Below are 18,812 nucleotides of genomic sequence, written 5' to 3'. Positions count from 1 at the left end.
TTATTTATCATTATAATTTTATAAAAAATTAATAAAAGATATATTTATAAAGCAAAATATTCTTGACTATATTAATTGTTTAATATAATATAGTTGATATAGTCAAATATATTGAATTATAGAGGGGAAATTTAAGATGGATTTTAGAAATTTACAGTATGAAAGTTTATCATATATTATCTGTAACTTACAAAAAAACTTTAAACTTTATTGTGAAAAATGCTTAAAGCCATACAAACTTACGAATGGTTTGTATTTCTATTTAATTTATATCAATAAAAACAGAAATTGTTCTTTGAATGATGTTTCGACAGAATTTGAAGTTGATAAAGCACATACGACAAGAACTATATCTAGGTTAGAGCAAGACGGATACATAGAAAAAATACAAAATCCTAATGATAGCAGGGCTTTTCAGTTGAGAGTAACAGATAAGGGTGAGGAAGTATTAGGAGATATAAAAAATATATTTTCAAAGTGGGATAATAGTATAAAAAAAGAATTTTCAGATGAAGAGTATAAAGAATTAGTGAAAAAATTACATATGGTAAAGGATATAAAGACAACAGTGGAGGAAGAATAGGATGTATTGCAATTTGTTGAAGCCAATTAAAATTGGAAACTTGGAATTAAAAAATAGAGTATCATTTGCACCTACAAGTATGGGTCTTAAATTTGAAGAAAAAATTAAAAAGTTTTGTGATATTGCTAAATCAGGTGTAGCTCTGATTACTTTAGGAGATGTGTCTGTTAGACCTAGTTTTCATAAGATGGCTTTAAGTTTATCAGATGAAGATGGAGTTATGAAATATAAGAAGATTGTGGATGAAATACACAATTCTGGTGCAAAGGTGTCAGCGCAAATATTCTGTTCAGATTATGATATTAATTTAATTAAAGATACTATGAAGACAGGGATTACTTCACATGATGAAATTAAAAAAGTTATGAGTGAAGGAGTAAAAGATTACATAACAAATATGTCCAAAGAAGAAATTAAAAATATTATAGATTTATTTAAAGTAGCAGCATCGAATGCAAAAAAAGCAGGGTTTGATTAAAAAATGGCTACGCACACTTGTGACTTTAGTCGTGAGTTAGTAGCTAAAGTAGTCAGCATATAGGGAAACTTATATGTAGAGATAGGAAAGAACCTATCCAATACTACTTGAATTGCTGGAAACCCCTAAAGCTAACCAAACTAAAACATAAGGATGAAATAAACCTAAGTGTGAAAGTTACGAAAGTAGAAAAAATTGGTTAGATGGTATAAGGTTAAACCCTAAGTACTTTAAAATGGGCAATCAGCAGGTAAACTCCGAATAGGAGAAACTTCAACGACTATTCCTCTTGAGGGAAGTACACTACAAGCTATTGGTAGTGGAAGTGGGTAGACCTTAACGGATAATGCCGAAGGATAAGATATAGTCTGTGCTTACATGAAAGTGTAAGAAGTTCATAAGAGAACTGCATAGGTAGTAGCGAACTTATGTGAACGACAACCTCAAAAATGATAAAAGTTAAGGGCTTACAGTTCTTATATATGTTATTTAAAAAATAAATATGAAAACCTTCAAAATACTTGTTTTAAATGTTAATATTATGATGGGTGATGAATAATCAGAAAAAACAAGTAAAGTGAGATGATAGTAGTGGAAAAGGCATATAAGTTTAGAATGTATCCAAATAAAAAACAGCAAGAGTTAATTAACAAAACTTTTGGATGTTGTAGATTTGTATATAATAAGTATCTTGCTAAAAAAATAGAAGTTTATGAAAACAATAAAGAAACTTTTACTTATAAACAGTGTAGTTCTGATTTGACCAATTTAAAAAGAGAATTAAAGTGGCTTAAAGAACCTGACAAATTTTCACTACAAAACACCTTAAAAGATTTAGAAAACGCATATAAAAAATTCTTTAAAGAAAATACAGGATTTCCTAAATTTAAATCAAAGAAAACTAACAGATTTTCATATAGAACTAACTTTACAAATGGAAATATTATGTACTTTAGTCAATATATAAAATTACCTAAACTTGGTATGGTCAAAGTAAGGGATAAACAAGTACCTCAAGGGAGAATACTTAATGCTACTGTATCTAGGGAGCCAAGTGGTAAATATTATGTATCATTATGCTGTACTGATATAGATATTAAAGCATTTGAAAATACTAATAATCAGATAGGTTTAGATTTAGGAATTAAAGAATTTTGTATCTCAAGTTGTGGAGACTTTATAGAAAATCCTAAGTATCTTCTAAAGTCATTAAACAAACTTGCTAAATTACAAAGAGAATTATCGAGAAAAACAATTGGTAGTTTAAATAGAAATAAAGCAAGGTTAAAAGTTGCAAGACTTCAAGAACATATAGCTAATTGTCGAGAGGATTTTCTACAAAAACTATCTACCAAATTAATACGAGAGAATGATATTATTTGCATAGAGGATTTACAAGTAAAGAATATGACTAAAAATCATAAACTATCTCGCTCTATTTCTGATGTGTCATGGTCAGAATTTGTCCGTCAATTAGAATACAAGGCTAATTGGTATGGTAGACAAATTGTAAAGGTAGGTAAATTCTTTGCAAGTTCACAAATATGTAATAAATGTGGGTATAAAAACGAGGAAATGAAGAATTTAAGTATAAGAGAATGGATTTGCCCTTGTTGTAATGTAACTCACAATAGAGATATAAATGCAAGTATAAATATACTAAAAGAAGGGTTAAGACTAATAAGAGTTTAAAATAAATAACTTATATAAGAACCGTAGGAACTACGGGGATAGCCTGTGGAGAATTAGTAAGACATATTTTAGTATGCAAAATTCTATGAAGCAGGAACCCTGTGACTTTAGTCATGGGAGGTTCAGATGATTCAAATCCATGGAGATAGACTTGTAGGAAGTTTTTCATCAAGCATATTTAATAATAGAAATGATGAATATGGTGGAACATGTGATAATAGAAGTAGATTTGCAAGTGAAATAATTAGAAGTATTCGAAATGAAATTAAGGATATTCCAATAGACTATAAACTTACAATAAGACAAGAAAACCCTCATTATGGTAATGCAGGAGTGTTACTTTCAGAGGTTGGGTATTTTGTAAAAAAATTTGAATCATTAGGCGTAAACAGTTTTCATGTAACACTTGCAAATCATTCAAAATTAGAAGATACTATACCAACTAAGAATCATCCTTATTTTAAAGATGAAGGGTGTTTTTTATATTTAGCTGATGAAGTGAAAACACACACAAATCTCCCTGTATGTGGAGTTGGAAAATTATCTAGCCCAGATTTTATAGAAAGTATTATTTCAAGTAATAGGGTAGATATGGTTTCCATGTCAAGACAATTATTGGCAGATAGTAATTGGTTACAGAAAGTAAAAGACGGAAGAGTAGATGATATTAAAAAATGCTGTTACTGTAATAAAAAATGTGCAGATGCGTTACAAACACACTCTAAGTTTGGATGTATATTAGATTAGGATATATTGTAGAAATTAAAATATGCTAATATTAATACATTTTGGTAAGTTTAGATAAGTATCTAGATAAAGAGGAGGATATATCATGAAAAGTTTAATTTTATATTCAAGTTTAACTGGAAATACTAAAAAAATTGCTTATTCTATATATGATGCAATTCAAGGAGAAAAGGACATTAAAAATATAAGTGAAGTAGTTGATGGTAGTATTAACTATGAAAATTATGATATAGTATTCCTAGGATATTGGGTGGACAAGGGAATTTGTAATAAAAATTCAAAACAAGTACTTGAGAATATTCACAATAAAAAAATAGCCCTATTTGGAACAATGGGAGCAAGTACAAAAGGAAGTTATGGTGCTAGTATTATAGAAAAGGTAGAATCAATTGTTTCAAAAGATAATGAAAACTTAGGTTCATTTATATGTCAAGGTAAGATAGCAGAAGGATTGAAAGTAAAATACAAAGAAATGTTAAAGCTTAATCCTGAGAATGAACATATTCGCGAACAATTAAATAATCATGAAGAATCTCAAAGTCATCCAGATGAGCAAGAAATATGTGAAGCTGTCATATTTGCAAAAGATGTGATGACCAAGGCTAGTACTATGTAATAGTTAAACACTAGGTTTATAGAATATATATAATCAATAATCCAATAAAAAGGTATGGCAAATGATTTGCTATACCTTTTTTTATGAAATTAAATTTTATGAAATCAAAAAAATAATAAAAATACTTGACTGTAAACCTTGTTTATAGAGTACTTTATAGGAAATAAGATGGTTTTAAACATAGAACATAGAAAAAGAGATTATTGTATAAAAATTTATAACAAATAAAGAATCTGATTTCAAGATGTTATAAACATGTTTCCATAAAAAATGAATATGTGTGAAACTAGAGTAGATTTATAGGTTATTAGAATGAAAAGGAGGTATTTGAAAATGACAATTAAGGAAGTTGAAGAAAAAACAGGATTGACTCGCTCTAATATTCGTTTTTATGAGAAAGAGTTTCTAATTAAACCTATTCGCAATGAGAGTAATGGGTATAGGGTATATTCAGATGAAAATGTAGAGGACATTAAAAAAATTGCATATTTACGTACACTAGGAATTTCTATTGAAGATATTCGTGATATTATATTACAGAAAGTATCTTTATATAAAGTTCTTGAGAAACAAGAGCAAGTTCTTAAAACTCAAATATCCGATTTAGAAAATTCAAAAATTATGTGTGAAAAAATGCTAGAGTTTGATGAACTAACTTATTTAAATTTGAAGGTAGAAGAATATGTAACTAAGTTGCCAGAATACTGGAATAAAAACAAAAGTATTTTCAAGCTGGACTCTGTAAGTTTCTTATATATGTGGGGAGGAACGTTTACTTGGGGAATTATTACTATTGCTTGCTTGCTGATTGCAATAATAATATTTCCAAAGTTGCCATCCCAGATTCCTGTGCAATGGAATAATGGTGTAGCTAACTATGTAGATAAAAAATTTATTTATGCATATCCTATTATTTGTGTTATGATAAGATTTCTTTTACGTCCATTTATATGGAGGTGGCTACAGATACATGCTTTCTATATTGATATTATTGCAGATTACTTAACGAACTTCTTGTGTTTTGTAGCCTTGTCTGTAGAAGTATTCTCTATATTTTTTATTTACAATATTGCTAAGCATGTTACAGTAATTCTTTTTATAGATATACTTGTATTTGTCGTTTTACTGATAATGGGATGGTATAAACTGTTTGAAAATAATCAAATTTTAAAAATAAGTAATAAGTAACGATGTAAAAAATAGCCACTACAAATTATGAATTGTAGTGGCTATTATATTTTATTATTTATATATGAAATTATTTTGTTATTTCATAAGTTGATATATCCTATAATTTGATATAATTGATGAAATATTTATGTACTTTAAAGTAATAAGTTGTATGTACTAATGAGATTTGAAGGCTTTGGTTCTTTAAAGTCAAAGAAATATATTATTTTTTATTAAAGAGGTTAACAATTAAGAACTAAATATCTACATCTTATTTAAAAAAGACAAGAAGTCAATTTTATATATTTTTTTTGGCCTTCCTCTTTGATTATCAAGTTTTGTATTTACAATGGTTGCAATTCCAGCTTTATACAATATGCTCAATATTCTATTTGCGCTTCTAAGAGTTATATTCATATAGTCTGATAGTATTTCTGCAGAGACATTATTTGAATTTCTGTCATTAATCATACACATAATTTTAGATACATTTGTATTAGATAGAGGTATAAAAGAAGCAACTTTATTGGCTAATGAACTCTCTTCAGTATCATGAGAATTTTTATTTGAATATAAAGGTCCTATTGTATTATTAGTATCATTTACTATAAAAGTACAGTTTCCACCTAAAGAAGCAGATTTACTATTAGCTTGACGAGCATTCTGTTCTGCATGAATATTTGTATTTCCAATACCCCAACCAATATTTAAGCTATACTTAATCTCTTTTAAATCTTCTGAAATAAAAAAGTCTGTATAATTATTGGTCATATTATTTAACATTTCTTTAGTGGTATGTATCTCTATTTTCATATCATTTTTTTTGACTTGAACTCCGTAAAAACCATATCTTGATAACGAATTTAAGATAGTGTTATATATTTGGTTTTGTATCTCATCATTTTTAAATATTAAATCTTCATTTATATACTCTGAGCTATTTACTGTAACTATACAAGTCGCAGATTTATTTTTATCTAAGTTTTGTAAAGTTATTTCATTTACTAGAGATTTAAATGTATTTAAGATTGATTCTGTAGAGGGAACCATATAAATACAATCATATCCAAGTTTATTAAGTTCGCAACTAATAATGTAATTTCTAGTAAAAGAAAGATTAATCTTATCATTTTTTAATAAATCTAAGTGTATTTCCAGTAATTTGTCATTTAGTTTCTTAAAGTCATACACAGGTTGAGGGATGTTAAAATCTTTAATCGTATATGGGCATTTATTATAATCTATTAATGAATAGATATCATAATAATTATTGTCTTCTCTTAAAAAATCCATAAATGATTTTGTGAAATCAATATCTTTTTGATTATTTAACAGTTTAAATAAGTATTTATAAAAATCCCTTTCATCAAGTTTTAAAAAGTTTAATGGTACTTTTATGTCCTTTATGTTTATTATAAGTTCACTATATGGAATTATACCACTACATACAAATCCATCAAAATTATCTACTTGCTCGCTGTATATATTTGGTAAATTGCTAAAAGGATTTTCTCCTTTAAGCTCAATAAACGTAATTTCACAAATATTTTTTAGTTCTTTAAGAGCTTGTTTATACTTATCTGACATAAAATAAGATGTTGTCAAAAATCCAATTTTATATTTCATAAAGCCTCCTTTAAAATCTTTAGAGTATTAAAACTAATCAATCAATTTATATCCTCATTTTATAATAGTAGATAAAACGCGTCAATTTATTTTACAAAATGATAATTGAAAGAAAAATCAGAAAATATAAAAAATACTGAAAAAGATATTGACTGATAAAAATAATTGTGATATTTTGTATTTAAGGACTAGTCTTTTAAAATTTCCTAAAATAGCTTAGATTTTAGGTAAGAAGTATATTTTATTAAAGAATGAAGGAGATTATTATGAATACATATTTAAATGAGATTTCTGAGTTTGTTGATGAGAAGAGAGAAGAAATAGTTTCATTATGGAAAGAGATTGTTAATATAGAAAGCTATACACATTGTAAAGAAAGCGTAAATAAGTTGGCTGATAGATTAAAGCTTGAGTTTGAAAAGGAAGGCTTAGATTGTGAGCTGGTAGACGTTGGAGACAATGGTAGTACATTGATAGGTACACTTGGTTCTAGTATAGATAAAAAGCCAATAATTTTTTCAGGGCATATGGATACTGTGTTTGAAATAGGTACATTTGGGGAAAATCCATTTAAAATAATAGATGGAAAAGCATATGGACCAGGTGTCTTAGATATGAAAGGTGGAATAGTAATTGCTTTATATGTTATTAAAGCTTTAAATAAAATAGGATATAAAGAAAGACCAATAAAAATAGTATTTTCTGGGGATGAAGAGATAGGACATAAGGATTCAACTGGTGGTGAAGTTATATTAAAAGAAGCAAAAGGTGGTCTTTGTGCTTTTAATATGGAAACTGGATTAGTAGATAATAGTTTGTGCGTAGGTAGAAAAGGAAGAATAGGATGTAATGTACACGTAAAAGGTGTAGAGACACATGCAGGTAATGACTTTGAAGGTGGAAGAAATGCTATAGAAGAAATGGCTAATAAGATACTACGCATACAAAAATTGACCAATCTTGAGGTTGGAACTACAGCAAGTGTAAGTGTTATTAAGGGAGGAAGAGTATCAAACTCTATTCCAGAAGATTGTAATATAGAAGTAGACCTTAGATTTGAGAAAGTAGAAGAAATGGAGAATGTTAAAGAAAAAGTTAGAGAAATATGTAAAGAAGCTTATATAGAAGGGACTTCTACACAAGTTGACTTTATAAGTGAAATGATGGCATTTGAAACTACAGAAGACGTTATGAGATTTCACAAGTTTGTAAATACAGTATCTAAAGAAAATGGGTTTGGAGAGTTAAAGGCTAAGAGACTTGGAGGAAGTTCAGATGCCAGTTATTTGACCATTGCAAACGTTCCTACAATTTGTTCTTTTGGTGTAAGAGGAGAATGGAATCATACATCAAGAGAATATGCATTAGTAAATTCGATGTTTGAGAGGGTGAAATTAATTTCTACAATTGTTTTAAATTTAGATAAATTTGAGGTATAAAGGGGGATTTTATATGGACAAAACAACTGGAGATAATAAGGTAACATGGAAAGGATATTTGTCTTTATTTATATTGATAGTATTATTTTCAGGAATATTTAAGGATAGTCAAGGATTTCTTAAAGCACTAGATTTTGCTAATCTTACAGGCTCATTTGGTACCATATCAGATGGTGTAGATTTTATGGGGAAAGGAGGAACTGGAGCAAAAGATGGATTCTTATTTTCACTAACTTTGATACCAACTGTCTGTTTTGCTGTAGGGCTTATAGATGTAGTTGAATCTATGGGCGGAATGAAAGCAGCATCAAAGATATTCAATCCATTGCTTAGACCTATACTTGGTATACCTGGTATAGCGGGTATAGCGTTTGTATCTTCATTTACTAGTTCAGATGTAGCTTCAATAATGACAAAAGAATTATATGAAAGTGGAGAAATAACGGATGATGAAAGAACTATATTTGTAGCATATCAATATGCTGGTTCAGCGGTTATATTAAATACAATAAATACTCAAGCTCCACTTCTACCAATAGCATTATTAGCACTAGGTCCAATAATCCTTATAGAGATATTCTGTAAGATACTTGGTGCCAATTTAGTTAGATTAATTATAAGTGTAAAAAATAAGAAGACTAAGGAGGCTGTGTAGTATGAGTCAACAAAATACTGGAAATGCAATTGTAAATAGTAAACCTAAGAAAACTGTTGTTGAAACATTTATGGGAGGCGCAAAAAAAGGTTTCTACATAGGCGTTGAACAAATATTACCAGCTATGATAATGGGGTATGTAATAGTACAGTTTTTACAATTAACTGGGCTAGTTGATATTTTAGGAAGTGTTTTCGGTCCAGTGATGGGTATTTTTGGACTACCTGGAGAATCAGTTGTAGTTTTGATAGCGGCATTCTTTGCTAAGGCAGCAGGAGCAGCTACAGCTGCAAACTTATTTGCACAAGGTCTAATTACTGCACCACAAGCAACTATATTAATTATGCCATGTATGCTAATGGGTACTCTAGTTGGTCATTATGCGAGAATAGTACTTGTAGCAAATGCTAGTACTAAGTATAGAATGTTATTGTTGGCAGTTCCTATATTTGATGCAGTAGTAGGAATGTTGATAGTAAGAGTCTTACTTACTGTTATGGGATTAATGTAGATAATATTATAACTTAATTATAAAGTTTGTACAAGAATCAATATGTACAAGCATTGATATATAATAATTAATATAAAGTAATTAATATTTATATTAATTAAAAAAGAAGTTTACTAAAAACGTATTTTGGTAAACTTCTTTTAATTTATAATTTTTAGAGTTTGTATTTTTTTTATATTTTTAATATGAGTATTATATTAAAAATATTTTTAAATTAATACAAATATATTTTAAAGTAGAATCTGTTTTGAATTTTCACGTATATCTACTTCAATAACTTTCTCTATTGTATCTCCTCTAAAACCTAACAAGTTACTTGTCAAATTTCCAGTGGAACAAGAATGATTAGGTATGATTCTTATTCTATCACCAATTTTTATATTAGTTTCACCATTTACTTTAATTTTTCCGACCTCTTCTGAAAGTGAATCAATAGTAAGCTCTGGATGTCCACAAACTCTACCATAGCCAATAATACTGCTGTTTCCATGTGCACCTTTATCAAGTCCAAGGCACTTACTTCCACAATCTACTAAATAGTATCCACTGCTATTTTTTGAGATTACAGTGCACACAACAGTGAGAGCACACATATCTTCAGTAGCGCAACCTAGACCTATTTGTATAGCATCATAGTATACATAGTTTCCAGGTCTTACAGCAGTTATAGTTTTGGAAGCAGCTTCAGTTTCAACTGTTGGAGTGCTACCAGAAGCGACAATTTCTATATTAAATCCACTATTAGTTAGAGCTTTGTATGCCTTATTCATAGAAGAATCCTCTTGAATACACACATCTGGAACTCCTTCTGGAGAACTACAACCATAGACTTGACCTGGATGTGAGCTTATACCAACGATTTTTATGTTTTCTAATTTTGAAATTTCAGTAGCAAGTTCAACTACTTTTTCTGGTTCAACTCCAAAACGATGTAAGCCACAATCCACAATAATAAGTAATTTACATTCAATCTTAGCTTTAGAGAAGGCTTCACTGTAAGCCTTAGCACATTCTATATTGTCTGTAGCACAGATTAAATTTATTTTTGATGCCATAGTTACAATTCTACTTATATTTGCATCTCCCATGTAAGGATAAGCCAACATAATATCTTCAAAGCCAGATTTCATTAAAGCTTCAGCTTCATCAAGTGTCCCAACGAGAAATCCAGTAGCACCTGCATCTTTTTGAAGTTTTGCAATATAGGTACTTTTATGTGTCTTAAGCATAGGCCAAAGTTGTTTATTATTCTTTGAACAAATTTGTTGAACTGTATCAATATTCTTTTCTAACTGGTCTAAATCTAGCAAAAAACTTGGAGTAGCAATTTCAGAAATTTTCATGTCATTTACCACCTTTCAACAAAAGTAAAATTAATTACAAGTATTAAAGTTATTATATTAAAATACAAGTTTTACAATATTAATAGCTTATAATTATATTATAAATCCAGTGTGAAGTGAGAGCAATATTTATTTAGATTAATTAGAATTTTCAATAAATTATTGCGTTTTTAAATTATTTATATAATAATTTTTGAAATTAATACGAATTTCATTTAATTTTGTTTTAGGAGATATTAATAGGGTATTATTGAATGAGTAAAAAAGTGATATTTACGTAGAATAATCACACTATAGATATTGGAGGTAGTAAATATGAGAAAAGTAGTACTTTACATTGCAATAAGCTTAGATGGATATATAGCCGAGGAAAATGGTAGTGTAAGTTTTTTAGATGAAATATCTTTAGATTTTAAACATGAACAGGAAGAAGATTATAATACTTTTTACGATACAATTGATACTATTATTATGGGAAATTCAACATATATACAAGTTGCAAATGAACTTAGTCCAAACGAATGGTATTATAAGGGTAAGGAGTGTTATGTATACTCAAATACAGTTAGTGAAGCAACTGAAAATGTAAAGTATACAAATTTAGAACCTCAAAAATTAATTGAACAACTTAGGAAAGAGAATGATAAAAAAGATATTTGGATAGTTGGAGGAAGTGACATAGTAAAATTATTTATGAAAGATAATCTAATTGATGATTATTATATCTATATATTGCCAATAATATTGGGTAAAGGGATTCCATTGTTTAAATCTGGTATAAATAAGACTAATTTAAAGTTTAAGAAAACTAGTAATATTGGAGAACTTGTAAAATTAGAATACAGTAAAAAGTAAAAATAAAGTACATGCCAATTTGTTATAACATTATGAAATAAAGCATTTAAAAGACTTTTGGCTATATGAATTGACATTACTTGTCAAATGTGTTAACATATAAGCGACTTGTCGGAGGGTGTATTAAAAAGAATATGCTGGAGAAGAGAGTGCGTTAACTCTTTTCTCCTTTTTTTATAAAATCAAGTATTTATAAATTTGGTATGATTACATAATTACACTATCTCAAAAATTAAGAAAGGAGAAAAATATGAAATTAATTTTAAGTTATTTAAAGAATTATAAGTTGTTAATAGTATTAAATATACTGGCTATATTTAGTTTTGCATTAGTTGAATTGGGTATCCCAACAATAATAGCGAAAATAATTGATAATGGTATTGCAAATCAAAATATAGCTTACATAAAGCAAATGGGAATAGTAATTGTTATTATTTCTATTATAGGAGTTGTAGGTAGTATATTGCTGGGTTATTGTTCTGCAAAGGTGTCAACAAGTGTAACTAGGGATATAAGAAATGACATATTTCAAAAATCTCAAGAATTTTCACATACTGAATATAATAAGTTTGGAATTTCTTCAATGATTACAAGAACGACAAATGATGCGTTTCAAATCCAACAGTTTGTGAATATACTACTAAGAACTGCTTTATTAACACCAGTCATGTTTATTATAAGTATAATAATGACGATTAGAACAAGTGTAGAGCTTTCAATGGTATTAGCTATATCAGTACCTTTTATAATTATTGGAGTTGCAATAATAGCAAAAGTATCTCAGGCAATATCCTTGAAACAACAAAAAGGGTTAGATAAATTAAACCTTATATCGAGAGAAAATTTAACAGGAATAAGAGTAATTAGAGCTTTTGGAAATGATGATTATGAAACAGAAAGGTTTGAAAAAACAAATACATATTATGCTAATGTTTCTAAAAAATTATTCAAGCTTATGTCAATTACTCAACCAGCATTCTTTTTACTATTAAATATAGCTGTTTTGGCTGTATTTTGGATTTCAAGTGAGAAGATAAATATTGGAGAAATTCAAGTTGGACAGTTAGTTGCATTTTTGGAGTATCTTTTCCATGCTATGTTTTCAATTATGCTCTTTTCAATGGTATTTATTATGTATCCAAGAGCAGAGGTGTCTGCAAATAGAATAAAGGAGCTTTTAAATGAAGAGCCATTGATAAAAAATCCTGAAAATGGAATTAAGGAAACTGAAAATAAAGGTATTATAGAATTTGATGATGTAACTTTTACTTATCCAGATGGAGAGGCTTCTGTACTTAAAGATGTTTCATTTACTGCAAAGACTGGTGAAACAGTGGCATTTATAGGAAGTACTGGTAGTGGAAAAAGTACTCTGATTAACTTGATACCTAGATTTTATGATGTAACAGAAGGTAGTATTAGGATAAACGGAGTAGATATAAGAGAGTATGATTTGAAAGCTTTAAGAAAAAAGATAGGATTTATACCTCAAAAATCACTGCTTTTTACTGGTAGTATAGCAAACAATATTAGATTTGGTAAACATAAGGCAGGAGAATCAGAACTAGAACATTCAGCCAAAGTTGCACAAGCATATGAATTTATATCAAAAAAACCTAGAAAATTTGATGAATTAATTAGTGAAGGTGGAGCAAATGTATCAGGAGGTCAAAAACAAAGACTTTCTATTGCAAGAGCTATTATAAGAAGACCTGAAATATATATTTTTGATGATAGTTTTTCTGCACTTGATTTTAAAACTGATGCAATACTTCGTTCTAAGTTGAAAAAAGAAACAAAAGACGCAATTGTATTGATTGTCGCACAGAGAATTAGTTCTATTATTGATGCTGATAAGATTATAGTACTCAATGAAGGGCAAGTTGTCGGAATGGGAACTCATAAAGAATTATTGAAAAATTGTGAAATATACTATGAAATTGCAACATCTCAGTTGAAAAAGGAGGAATTGGAATAATGAAAAAGTCTAAAGGTTTTAAGAAAACAATTGGTAGACTTCTTCCATTTGTAAAACGATATAAATTTTCCTTTATTATAGCTATTATATGTATAATTTCAGCAGCTACTATGAATGCAATTGCTCCTAAAACAGAAGGATTAATAATAACACAATTGACTAAAGATGTAATTCGTATAGCAAGAGGAATACCAGGAGCATCTGTAAATTTTAATTATGTAATAAAAATATTGGTGCTTTTAGCAGGTATATATGTTGCTAATGCAATTTTTACTTATGTGTCAAGTTTTCTACTTACAAATGCCATCCAAAATACGATGAGAGATTTAAGAAATGAAGTAGAAAATAAAATAAGAAAGTTGCCAATTAGTTATTTTGATAGTAATAGCTTTGGAGATGTATTAAGCCGTATATCAAATGACGTAGATACAATATCAAATGCACTACAACAGAGTTTTATGCAAATTGTAAATTCAATTTTAGTAATAATCTTAGCACTTTCAATGATGTTTACAATTAACATATATATGGCTATTATAGCACTTTTTATAATTCCAATTAGTTACTTTGTATCTAAGTTCATAGTAAAGAAATCACAAAATAGGTTTTCATTACAACAAAATGCCCTTGGAAAACTAAATGGAAAAGTGCAAGAAATGTATACTGGATTTAATGAGATAAAATTATATGGTAAAGAAGAAGATTCTATAAAAGAGTTTAAAAAGGTAAATCAAGAACTTTGTGAAAATGGGTTTAAAGCACAATTTATATCAAGCATGATGAATCCAATGGTATCATTAGTAACTTATTTTGGAATTGCAGCAGTAGCAGTTGTTGGTTCTGTATATGCAGTAAGTGGAGGAATAACAGTCGGAAATTTACAGGCATTTGTACGTTACATATGGCAGATAAATCAGCCTCTTTCACAAATGACACAGTTATCCACTGTAATACAATCTTCTTTTGCAGCGATAGAGCGTGTATTTGAAATTCTAGATGAAGAAGAGGAAATACCTGATGTTGAAAATTCAATTAAAATAGAAAATGTAAAAGGCAATGTTACATTTGAGCATGTTAATTTTGGTTATGGAGAAGAAGCAACTTTAATAGAAGATTTAAATGCAGAAATAAAAAGTGGTCAGATGGTAGCTATTGTTGGACCTACTGGAGCAGGTAAAACGACATTAATAAACTTATTGATGAGGTTTTATGATGTTAAGAAAGGTGCTATTAAAGTTGATGGAGTAGACATAAGGGATATGAAACGTAAAGACTTACGTTCAATGTTTGGTATGGTGCTTCAAGATACATGGCTATTTAATGGAACCATTTTTGAAAATATAGAATATGGTAGATTTGGAGCTACTAAGGAAGAAGTTATACAGGCAGCAAAAGTAGCAAATGTGCATCACTTTATAACCACTCTTCCAGATGGATACAATATGTTCTTAAATGAAGAAGCTTCTAATATATCTTTGGGAGAAAAACAGCTTTTAACTATAGCTAGAGCTTTTATATCAGACCCATCAATATTGATACTTGATGAGGCTACTAGTTCTGTTGATACTAGATTGGAACTTATGCTTCAAAAAGCAATGAGAAATCTTATGAATGGTAGAACTAGTTTTGTTATAGCACATAGACTTTCTACAATTCGTAATGCTGACTTGATTTTAGTTATGAATAATGGAAGCATTATAGAGCAGGGTAATCATGAAGAACTTATGGAAAAAGGCGGATTTTATGAGAAGCTTTATAATAGTCAATTTGCAGATACAGAATCTGAATAGATAGGATAAAAATTTTTATAGAATTTTGTAATAAATTTAGATATTAATCATATAATTAAAAAGAGTATCAGTAAGTTATTTTTGTAAATTTACTGATACTCTTTGGTTTTAAGACTAAAGGTACTTATAATTCACAACTAGTCTTGCTACATCTGATAACCAGAATTACAGTACTTTTCTTTTTTACCTTTTTGTTCTCTGACATATAATAATTCGCTTAACTTATCAATGTAATAACAATCATCACTTATGCGAATTAAACTAGTCAGATAATAACCATCTTTACTTCTAGGAATCTTTTTATTTATTGCTAAATCAATAGCTGTCTTTGCTGCTTCAAAATGCTTTAAATGTGTATGACCTTCTTCAAAACTCTTTCTAGTATTATAAACTACATAACCTTTTTTAACTTGAAAAACTATAAATTCTTTCTTTTCATATATTTTATTAAACATTCAATCAGCCCTTCTCAAGATAGTTTTATAGCATAACATTAGAAGCTCCTAAAAAATTTTACAAAGAACATAAATATTTTATAAATTAAAAACTTAAAACTATAATTTATAAAGATAATTTTCTTATTACTTATATGGTAATACATATAGATTAAAATTAAATTATCTTTAAGTTAAACCAAAGTAAAATAAAAGACTAGTTATAATATTTATATGAAAAAGTACAAAATATAGTATAAGAATATAGAAAATTTAATTTATTTATTTACAATTTTTATTTCCATATGTGTACTTACCTTCAGATACCTTATCATCATGGAAGTATATTCTTTCACAGCTTTTGTCTCCCCATAGAATATTTTTTGTTATCTTATGGGATGTATCTCCTGTAAATACTTCAGCTACAGTAGTATCTGTAACATCACAATAAAGAGATGCGAATTTTTTAAACCAAGAATTTTCCTCAAATCTTGCAAGCCAGGAAGCTCCATAAGGACAATGTAACTCCTCAAATTCAGGAACCCAACCTAAGAATGGGACATCAGTTGTGCTAATAATATTGTCTGCAATTAATTCATCTCCATTTTCGTGAGCTCTTTCTCTCATACCAATAGCTCTTTCTTCAGACCTTTCAAATAAAACTTTCTTTAATATTTCGATAGTTTTATCTTCTCCAAATTCTTCAAATAACACTTTGGAAAAATAAAAATATAAGTCACCAAAATGCTTACATGCCATACGAACTTCTTCGATAGCATAATCTTTGTCGATTGTTTCATTAGTTACAACATCTTTGTTCAAAAAAATCACTCCTTAAAATAATATTAGTTACACTATAATTATAGATTATTTTTTATAACTGGGAAATTAATTTAAGATAAATATAATTTTACCAAAGATAATATTAAAATATTTTATTGTTGCAAAAATCTTCTAAATTAATGTATTTAGGAGTTTCCATATGAACAAGTGTCGTTCTGTAAACATCCTCAATACATCCATTTTCTATATTATTAAAAATATCTGTATGTTCTTTTAATGTTGTTTCAAGTCTTCCTTCATGTGACAATGAGTCAAGAGCTAGTTTTTTTATTCTGTACATATAACTGTTAAACATCTTATCAAATTCAGTATTTTGAGCATATGACACTATTGTTGTGTGAAATAATGTATCATATTCAGCAAATGAGTTTAAGTTTTTATCACCTAATAAAATTTCTTTTTGTTTATCTAAAAGAGACTTTAATTTACTTATAGTTTCAACTGCCCTAGGTTCTTTGTATTGACTTGTAATTAAAAAAGTGCAAAATCCTTCTATTGCAGAGCGTATTTGGAATATCTCTACAATTTCATTTGCTGTTATTTGATGAATTCTAAAGCCTTTACTTGGGATTATATCTATAAATCCATCTTGACTAAGTCTTTGAAGAGCATCTCTTATTGGCGTTCTAGAGATGCCTATTTCACTAGCAAGCTTTGTCTCAGAATATATTTCATTTTCTATTATTTCTCCAGACAGTATCAATTCTTTTAAGTAGTCATATGCTTGTTCTTGTAATCTTTTAAATGTAGCCATATATAATACCCCCTAAACAATGTAAAAATACAAAAACTTATATAATTTTAAGCATACAACATAGTAAAAATAAGGTCAATCTTTTGAAATTCAAATTATATATAAGATGACAAAATATGAAAAATTGTTGGATAGTGATATATGGTTAACACTAGAGCTAGATTAATTAAAATATACAAATTATATGGAAAGTAGAGTGTAGTATTTTAAATTAATAGTATGCATTAAATATTATATAGAATAACTAAATATAATAAAAATATATAAAAAATACAATTTATTGTTAAAATAAATACTTTTACATTTTATATTGACCGGTATACTGGTGTGTAGTATACTCTAAATCATAAAAAACCGTTTTCAAAAATGTGAAGATATGGAGGGAAATAAAATGAAGTTAGGATTTATTGGATTAGGAATAATGGGAAAACCAATGGCAAAAAATTTATTGAAAGATGGATGTAATCTTTTTGTGTATGATATTAATAAATCTGCTGTGGATGAACTTATATCATGTGGAGCAAAATATGCAAGTATTTTAGAGATAGGTAACGAGTGTGAGATAGTATTTACAATTCTTCCAAATGGAGCTATTGTACAAGATGTATTATTTGGAACAGATGGTTTGACAAAGACTCTAAAAGAAGGAAGTATAATAGTCGATATGAGTTCAGTTACTCCTACAGAATCTGCTTTGTGTGCAAATAAATTAAAAGAAATGAACTTGGAATTTATAGATTCTCCAGTAAGTGGAGGAGAGCCAAAAGCAATTGATGGTACACTTGCTTTTATGGCTGGTGGTAAGGAAGAAACCTATAAAAAAGTAGAGCCATTTTTTAATATAATGGGAAGTTCATCTATTTTAATTGGAGATAATGGAAGTGGAAGTGTTACAAAACTTACAAATCAAGTAATAGTTAATTTAACAATAGCAGCAGTATCTGAGGCATTTGTACTTGCAGCAAAAGCAGGAGCAGACCCAGAAAAAGTCTATAAGGCGATAAGAGGAGGTCTAGCTGGTAGTACAATATTAGATGCAAAGATACCAATGATTATGAATCGTGACTTTAAACCAGGTGGTAAAATATCTATTAATCTAAAAGATATTAAGAATGTAATGCAGACAGCACACAATTTAGATGTGCCACTACCTATGACAAGTCAACTATTAGAAATCATGCAGACACTAAAAGTACATGGACATTTAGAAGATGACCATGGTGGAATAGCACAGTATTTTGAAAAATTAGCAGGAGTTGAAATAAAGAAACACAATAATTAATTTTAAGTAGATTGAT

18 protein-coding genes are annotated in these 18,812 nt (G+C 28.4%); 13 read left to right on the top strand and 5 right to left on the bottom strand.

Annotation, left to right across the window (positions count from 1 at the left end; translation table 11 throughout):
* The first annotated feature begins 136 nt into the window (after positions 1-136).
* The 6 genes from bilQ to ACTG48_RS16080 all read left to right on the top strand — a co-directional run bounded on the left by bilQ (position 137) and on the right by ACTG48_RS16080 (position 5,304).
* Positions 137-583, top strand: a complete 447-nt coding sequence (gene bilQ / locus ACTG48_RS16105; protein WP_479917373.1) for a bilirubin utilization transcriptional regulator BilQ — start codon at positions 137-139, stop codon at positions 581-583.
* A 1-nt stretch (position 584) separates the two neighbouring features.
* A complete protein-coding gene (locus tag ACTG48_RS16100; RefSeq protein WP_479917372.1) occupies positions 585-1,061 on the top strand; it encodes an oxidoreductase in 477 nt (158 codons plus the stop codon).
* Positions 1,062-1,643: 582 nt separating this feature from the next.
* Positions 1,644-2,753 (top strand): IS200/IS605 family element RNA-guided endonuclease TnpB, encoded by a 1,110-nt coding sequence (gene tnpB, locus ACTG48_RS16095; RefSeq protein ID WP_479917371.1) that lies wholly within the window; start codon positions 1,644-1,646, stop codon positions 2,751-2,753.
* A gap of 126 nt (positions 2,754-2,879) precedes the next feature.
* Positions 2,880-3,500: an oxidoreductase gene (locus ACTG48_RS16090; RefSeq protein WP_479917370.1), complete on the top strand. Its 621-nt coding sequence runs from the start codon at positions 2,880-2,882 to the stop codon at positions 3,498-3,500.
* An 85-nt stretch (positions 3,501-3,585) separates the two neighbouring features.
* Entirely contained in the window at positions 3,586-4,116 is a 531-nt protein-coding gene (gene bilS / locus ACTG48_RS16085) for a flavodoxin family protein BilS (RefSeq protein ID WP_479917369.1), read from the top strand.
* Between the two features lie 333 nt (positions 4,117-4,449).
* On the top strand, positions 4,450-5,304 hold the full coding sequence (locus ACTG48_RS16080) for a MerR family transcriptional regulator (RefSeq protein ID WP_479917368.1): 855 nt from the start codon (positions 4,450-4,452) through the stop codon (positions 5,302-5,304).
* A gap of 246 nt (positions 5,305-5,550) precedes the next feature.
* Here the strand turns inward: ACTG48_RS16080 and ACTG48_RS16075 are convergent, their stop codons facing one another.
* A complete protein-coding gene (locus tag ACTG48_RS16075) occupies positions 5,551-6,912 on the bottom strand; it encodes a hypothetical protein (protein WP_479917367.1) in 1,362 nt (453 codons plus the stop codon).
* Positions 6,913-7,178: 266 nt separating this feature from the next.
* Here ACTG48_RS16075 and ACTG48_RS16070 point away from each other — a divergent pair, with 266 nt between their 5' ends.
* From ACTG48_RS16070 to ACTG48_RS16060, 3 genes are read left to right on the top strand one after another with little or no spacing between them, the layout of a single operon-like run.
* Positions 7,179-8,351 (top strand): M20 family metallopeptidase, encoded by a 1,173-nt coding sequence (locus tag ACTG48_RS16070; RefSeq protein WP_479917366.1) that lies wholly within the window; start codon positions 7,179-7,181, stop codon positions 8,349-8,351.
* Positions 8,352-8,364: 13 nt separating this feature from the next.
* Positions 8,365-9,006 (top strand): nucleoside recognition domain-containing protein, encoded by a 642-nt coding sequence (locus ACTG48_RS16065; protein WP_021385761.1) that lies wholly within the window; start codon positions 8,365-8,367, stop codon positions 9,004-9,006.
* A 1-nt stretch (position 9,007) separates the two neighbouring features.
* Complete coding sequence (locus ACTG48_RS16060; protein ID WP_021385742.1) at positions 9,008-9,517, top strand: nucleoside recognition domain-containing protein; 510 nt, start codon at positions 9,008-9,010, stop codon at positions 9,515-9,517.
* 230 nt (positions 9,518-9,747) lie between these two features.
* On the opposite strand, the gene ACTG48_RS16055 is transcribed toward ACTG48_RS16060, so the two are convergent.
* Complete coding sequence (locus ACTG48_RS16055; protein WP_479917365.1) at positions 9,748-10,860, bottom strand: alanine racemase; 1,113 nt, start codon at positions 10,858-10,860, stop codon at positions 9,748-9,750.
* Positions 10,861-11,175: 315 nt separating this feature from the next.
* Here ACTG48_RS16055 and ACTG48_RS16050 point away from each other — a divergent pair, with 315 nt between their 5' ends.
* From ACTG48_RS16050 to ACTG48_RS16040, 3 genes are all read left to right on the top strand, one after another.
* Positions 11,176-11,715, top strand: a complete 540-nt coding sequence (locus ACTG48_RS16050) for a dihydrofolate reductase family protein (RefSeq protein ID WP_021385738.1) — start codon at positions 11,176-11,178, stop codon at positions 11,713-11,715.
* A gap of 250 nt (positions 11,716-11,965) precedes the next feature.
* Positions 11,966-13,693 (top strand): ABC transporter ATP-binding protein, encoded by a 1,728-nt coding sequence (locus tag ACTG48_RS16045; RefSeq protein ID WP_021385737.1) that lies wholly within the window; start codon positions 11,966-11,968, stop codon positions 13,691-13,693.
* Positions 13,693-15,483 (top strand): ABC transporter ATP-binding protein, encoded by a 1,791-nt coding sequence (locus ACTG48_RS16040; protein WP_479917364.1) that lies wholly within the window; start codon positions 13,693-13,695, stop codon positions 15,481-15,483. Before ACTG48_RS16045 ends, ACTG48_RS16040 begins: the two co-directional genes overlap by 1 nt.
* A 146-nt stretch (positions 15,484-15,629) precedes the next feature.
* On the opposite strand, the gene ACTG48_RS16035 is transcribed toward ACTG48_RS16040, so the two are convergent.
* The 3 genes from ACTG48_RS16035 to ACTG48_RS16025 all read right to left on the bottom strand — a co-directional run bounded on the left by ACTG48_RS16035 (position 15,630) and on the right by ACTG48_RS16025 (position 17,514).
* Positions 15,630-15,938, bottom strand: coding sequence for a hypothetical protein (locus ACTG48_RS16035; RefSeq protein WP_021385744.1), 309 nt, complete (start codon positions 15,936-15,938; stop codon positions 15,630-15,632).
* A gap of 261 nt (positions 15,939-16,199) precedes the next feature.
* A complete protein-coding gene (locus tag ACTG48_RS16030) occupies positions 16,200-16,748 on the bottom strand; it encodes a hypothetical protein (RefSeq protein ID WP_479917363.1) in 549 nt (182 codons plus the stop codon).
* A 94-nt stretch (positions 16,749-16,842) separates the two neighbouring features.
* Positions 16,843-17,514, bottom strand: coding sequence for a GntR family transcriptional regulator (locus ACTG48_RS16025; protein WP_479917362.1), 672 nt, complete (start codon positions 17,512-17,514; stop codon positions 16,843-16,845).
* A gap of 376 nt (positions 17,515-17,890) precedes the next feature.
* Here ACTG48_RS16025 and garR point away from each other — a divergent pair, with 376 nt between their 5' ends.
* Positions 17,891-18,796: a 2-hydroxy-3-oxopropionate reductase gene (gene garR, locus ACTG48_RS16020; protein ID WP_479917361.1), complete on the top strand. Its 906-nt coding sequence runs from the start codon at positions 17,891-17,893 to the stop codon at positions 18,794-18,796.
* Positions 18,797-18,812 lie beyond the last annotated feature (16 nt).

The organism is Clostridioides sp. LIBA-6822 (genome assembly GCF_056688955.1).
The sequence above is the reverse complement of the archived record's forward strand: the minus strand, read 5'-3'. Positions and strand labels throughout refer to the sequence as shown.

Excerpts from the sequence above, each read along its gene's own strand:
- bilQ (WP_479917373.1), top strand. The coding sequence starts at position 137 with ATGGATTTTAGAAATTTACAGTATGAAAGTTTATCATATATTATCTGT.
- ACTG48_RS16100 (WP_479917372.1), top strand. The coding sequence starts at position 585 with ATGTATTGCAATTTGTTGAAGCCAATTAAAATTGGAAACTTGGAATTA.
- tnpB (WP_479917371.1), top strand. The coding sequence starts at position 1,644 with ATGATAGTAGTGGAAAAGGCATATAAGTTTAGAATGTATCCAAATAAA.
- ACTG48_RS16090 (WP_479917370.1), top strand. The coding sequence starts at position 2,880 with ATGATTCAAATCCATGGAGATAGACTTGTAGGAAGTTTTTCATCAAGC.
- bilS (WP_479917369.1), top strand. The coding sequence starts at position 3,586 with ATGAAAAGTTTAATTTTATATTCAAGTTTAACTGGAAATACTAAAAAA.
- ACTG48_RS16080 (WP_479917368.1), top strand. The coding sequence starts at position 4,450 with ATGACAATTAAGGAAGTTGAAGAAAAAACAGGATTGACTCGCTCTAAT.
- ACTG48_RS16075 (WP_479917367.1), bottom strand. The coding sequence starts at position 6,912 with ATGAAATATAAAATTGGATTTTTGACAACATCTTATTTTATGTCAGAT.
- ACTG48_RS16070 (WP_479917366.1), top strand. The coding sequence starts at position 7,179 with ATGAATACATATTTAAATGAGATTTCTGAGTTTGTTGATGAGAAGAGA.
- ACTG48_RS16065 (WP_021385761.1), top strand. The coding sequence starts at position 8,365 with ATGGACAAAACAACTGGAGATAATAAGGTAACATGGAAAGGATATTTG.
- ACTG48_RS16060 (WP_021385742.1), top strand. The coding sequence starts at position 9,008 with ATGAGTCAACAAAATACTGGAAATGCAATTGTAAATAGTAAACCTAAG.
- ACTG48_RS16055 (WP_479917365.1), bottom strand. The coding sequence starts at position 10,860 with ATGAAAATTTCTGAAATTGCTACTCCAAGTTTTTTGCTAGATTTAGAC.
- ACTG48_RS16050 (WP_021385738.1), top strand. The coding sequence starts at position 11,176 with ATGAGAAAAGTAGTACTTTACATTGCAATAAGCTTAGATGGATATATA.
- ACTG48_RS16045 (WP_021385737.1), top strand. The coding sequence starts at position 11,966 with ATGAAATTAATTTTAAGTTATTTAAAGAATTATAAGTTGTTAATAGTA.
- ACTG48_RS16040 (WP_479917364.1), top strand. The coding sequence starts at position 13,693 with ATGAAAAAGTCTAAAGGTTTTAAGAAAACAATTGGTAGACTTCTTCCA.
- ACTG48_RS16035 (WP_021385744.1), bottom strand. The coding sequence starts at position 15,938 with ATGTTTAATAAAATATATGAAAAGAAAGAATTTATAGTTTTTCAAGTT.
- ACTG48_RS16025 (WP_479917362.1), bottom strand. The coding sequence starts at position 17,514 with ATGGCTACATTTAAAAGATTACAAGAACAAGCATATGACTACTTAAAA.
- garR (WP_479917361.1), top strand. The coding sequence starts at position 17,891 with ATGGAGGGAAATAAAATGAAGTTAGGATTTATTGGATTAGGAATAATG.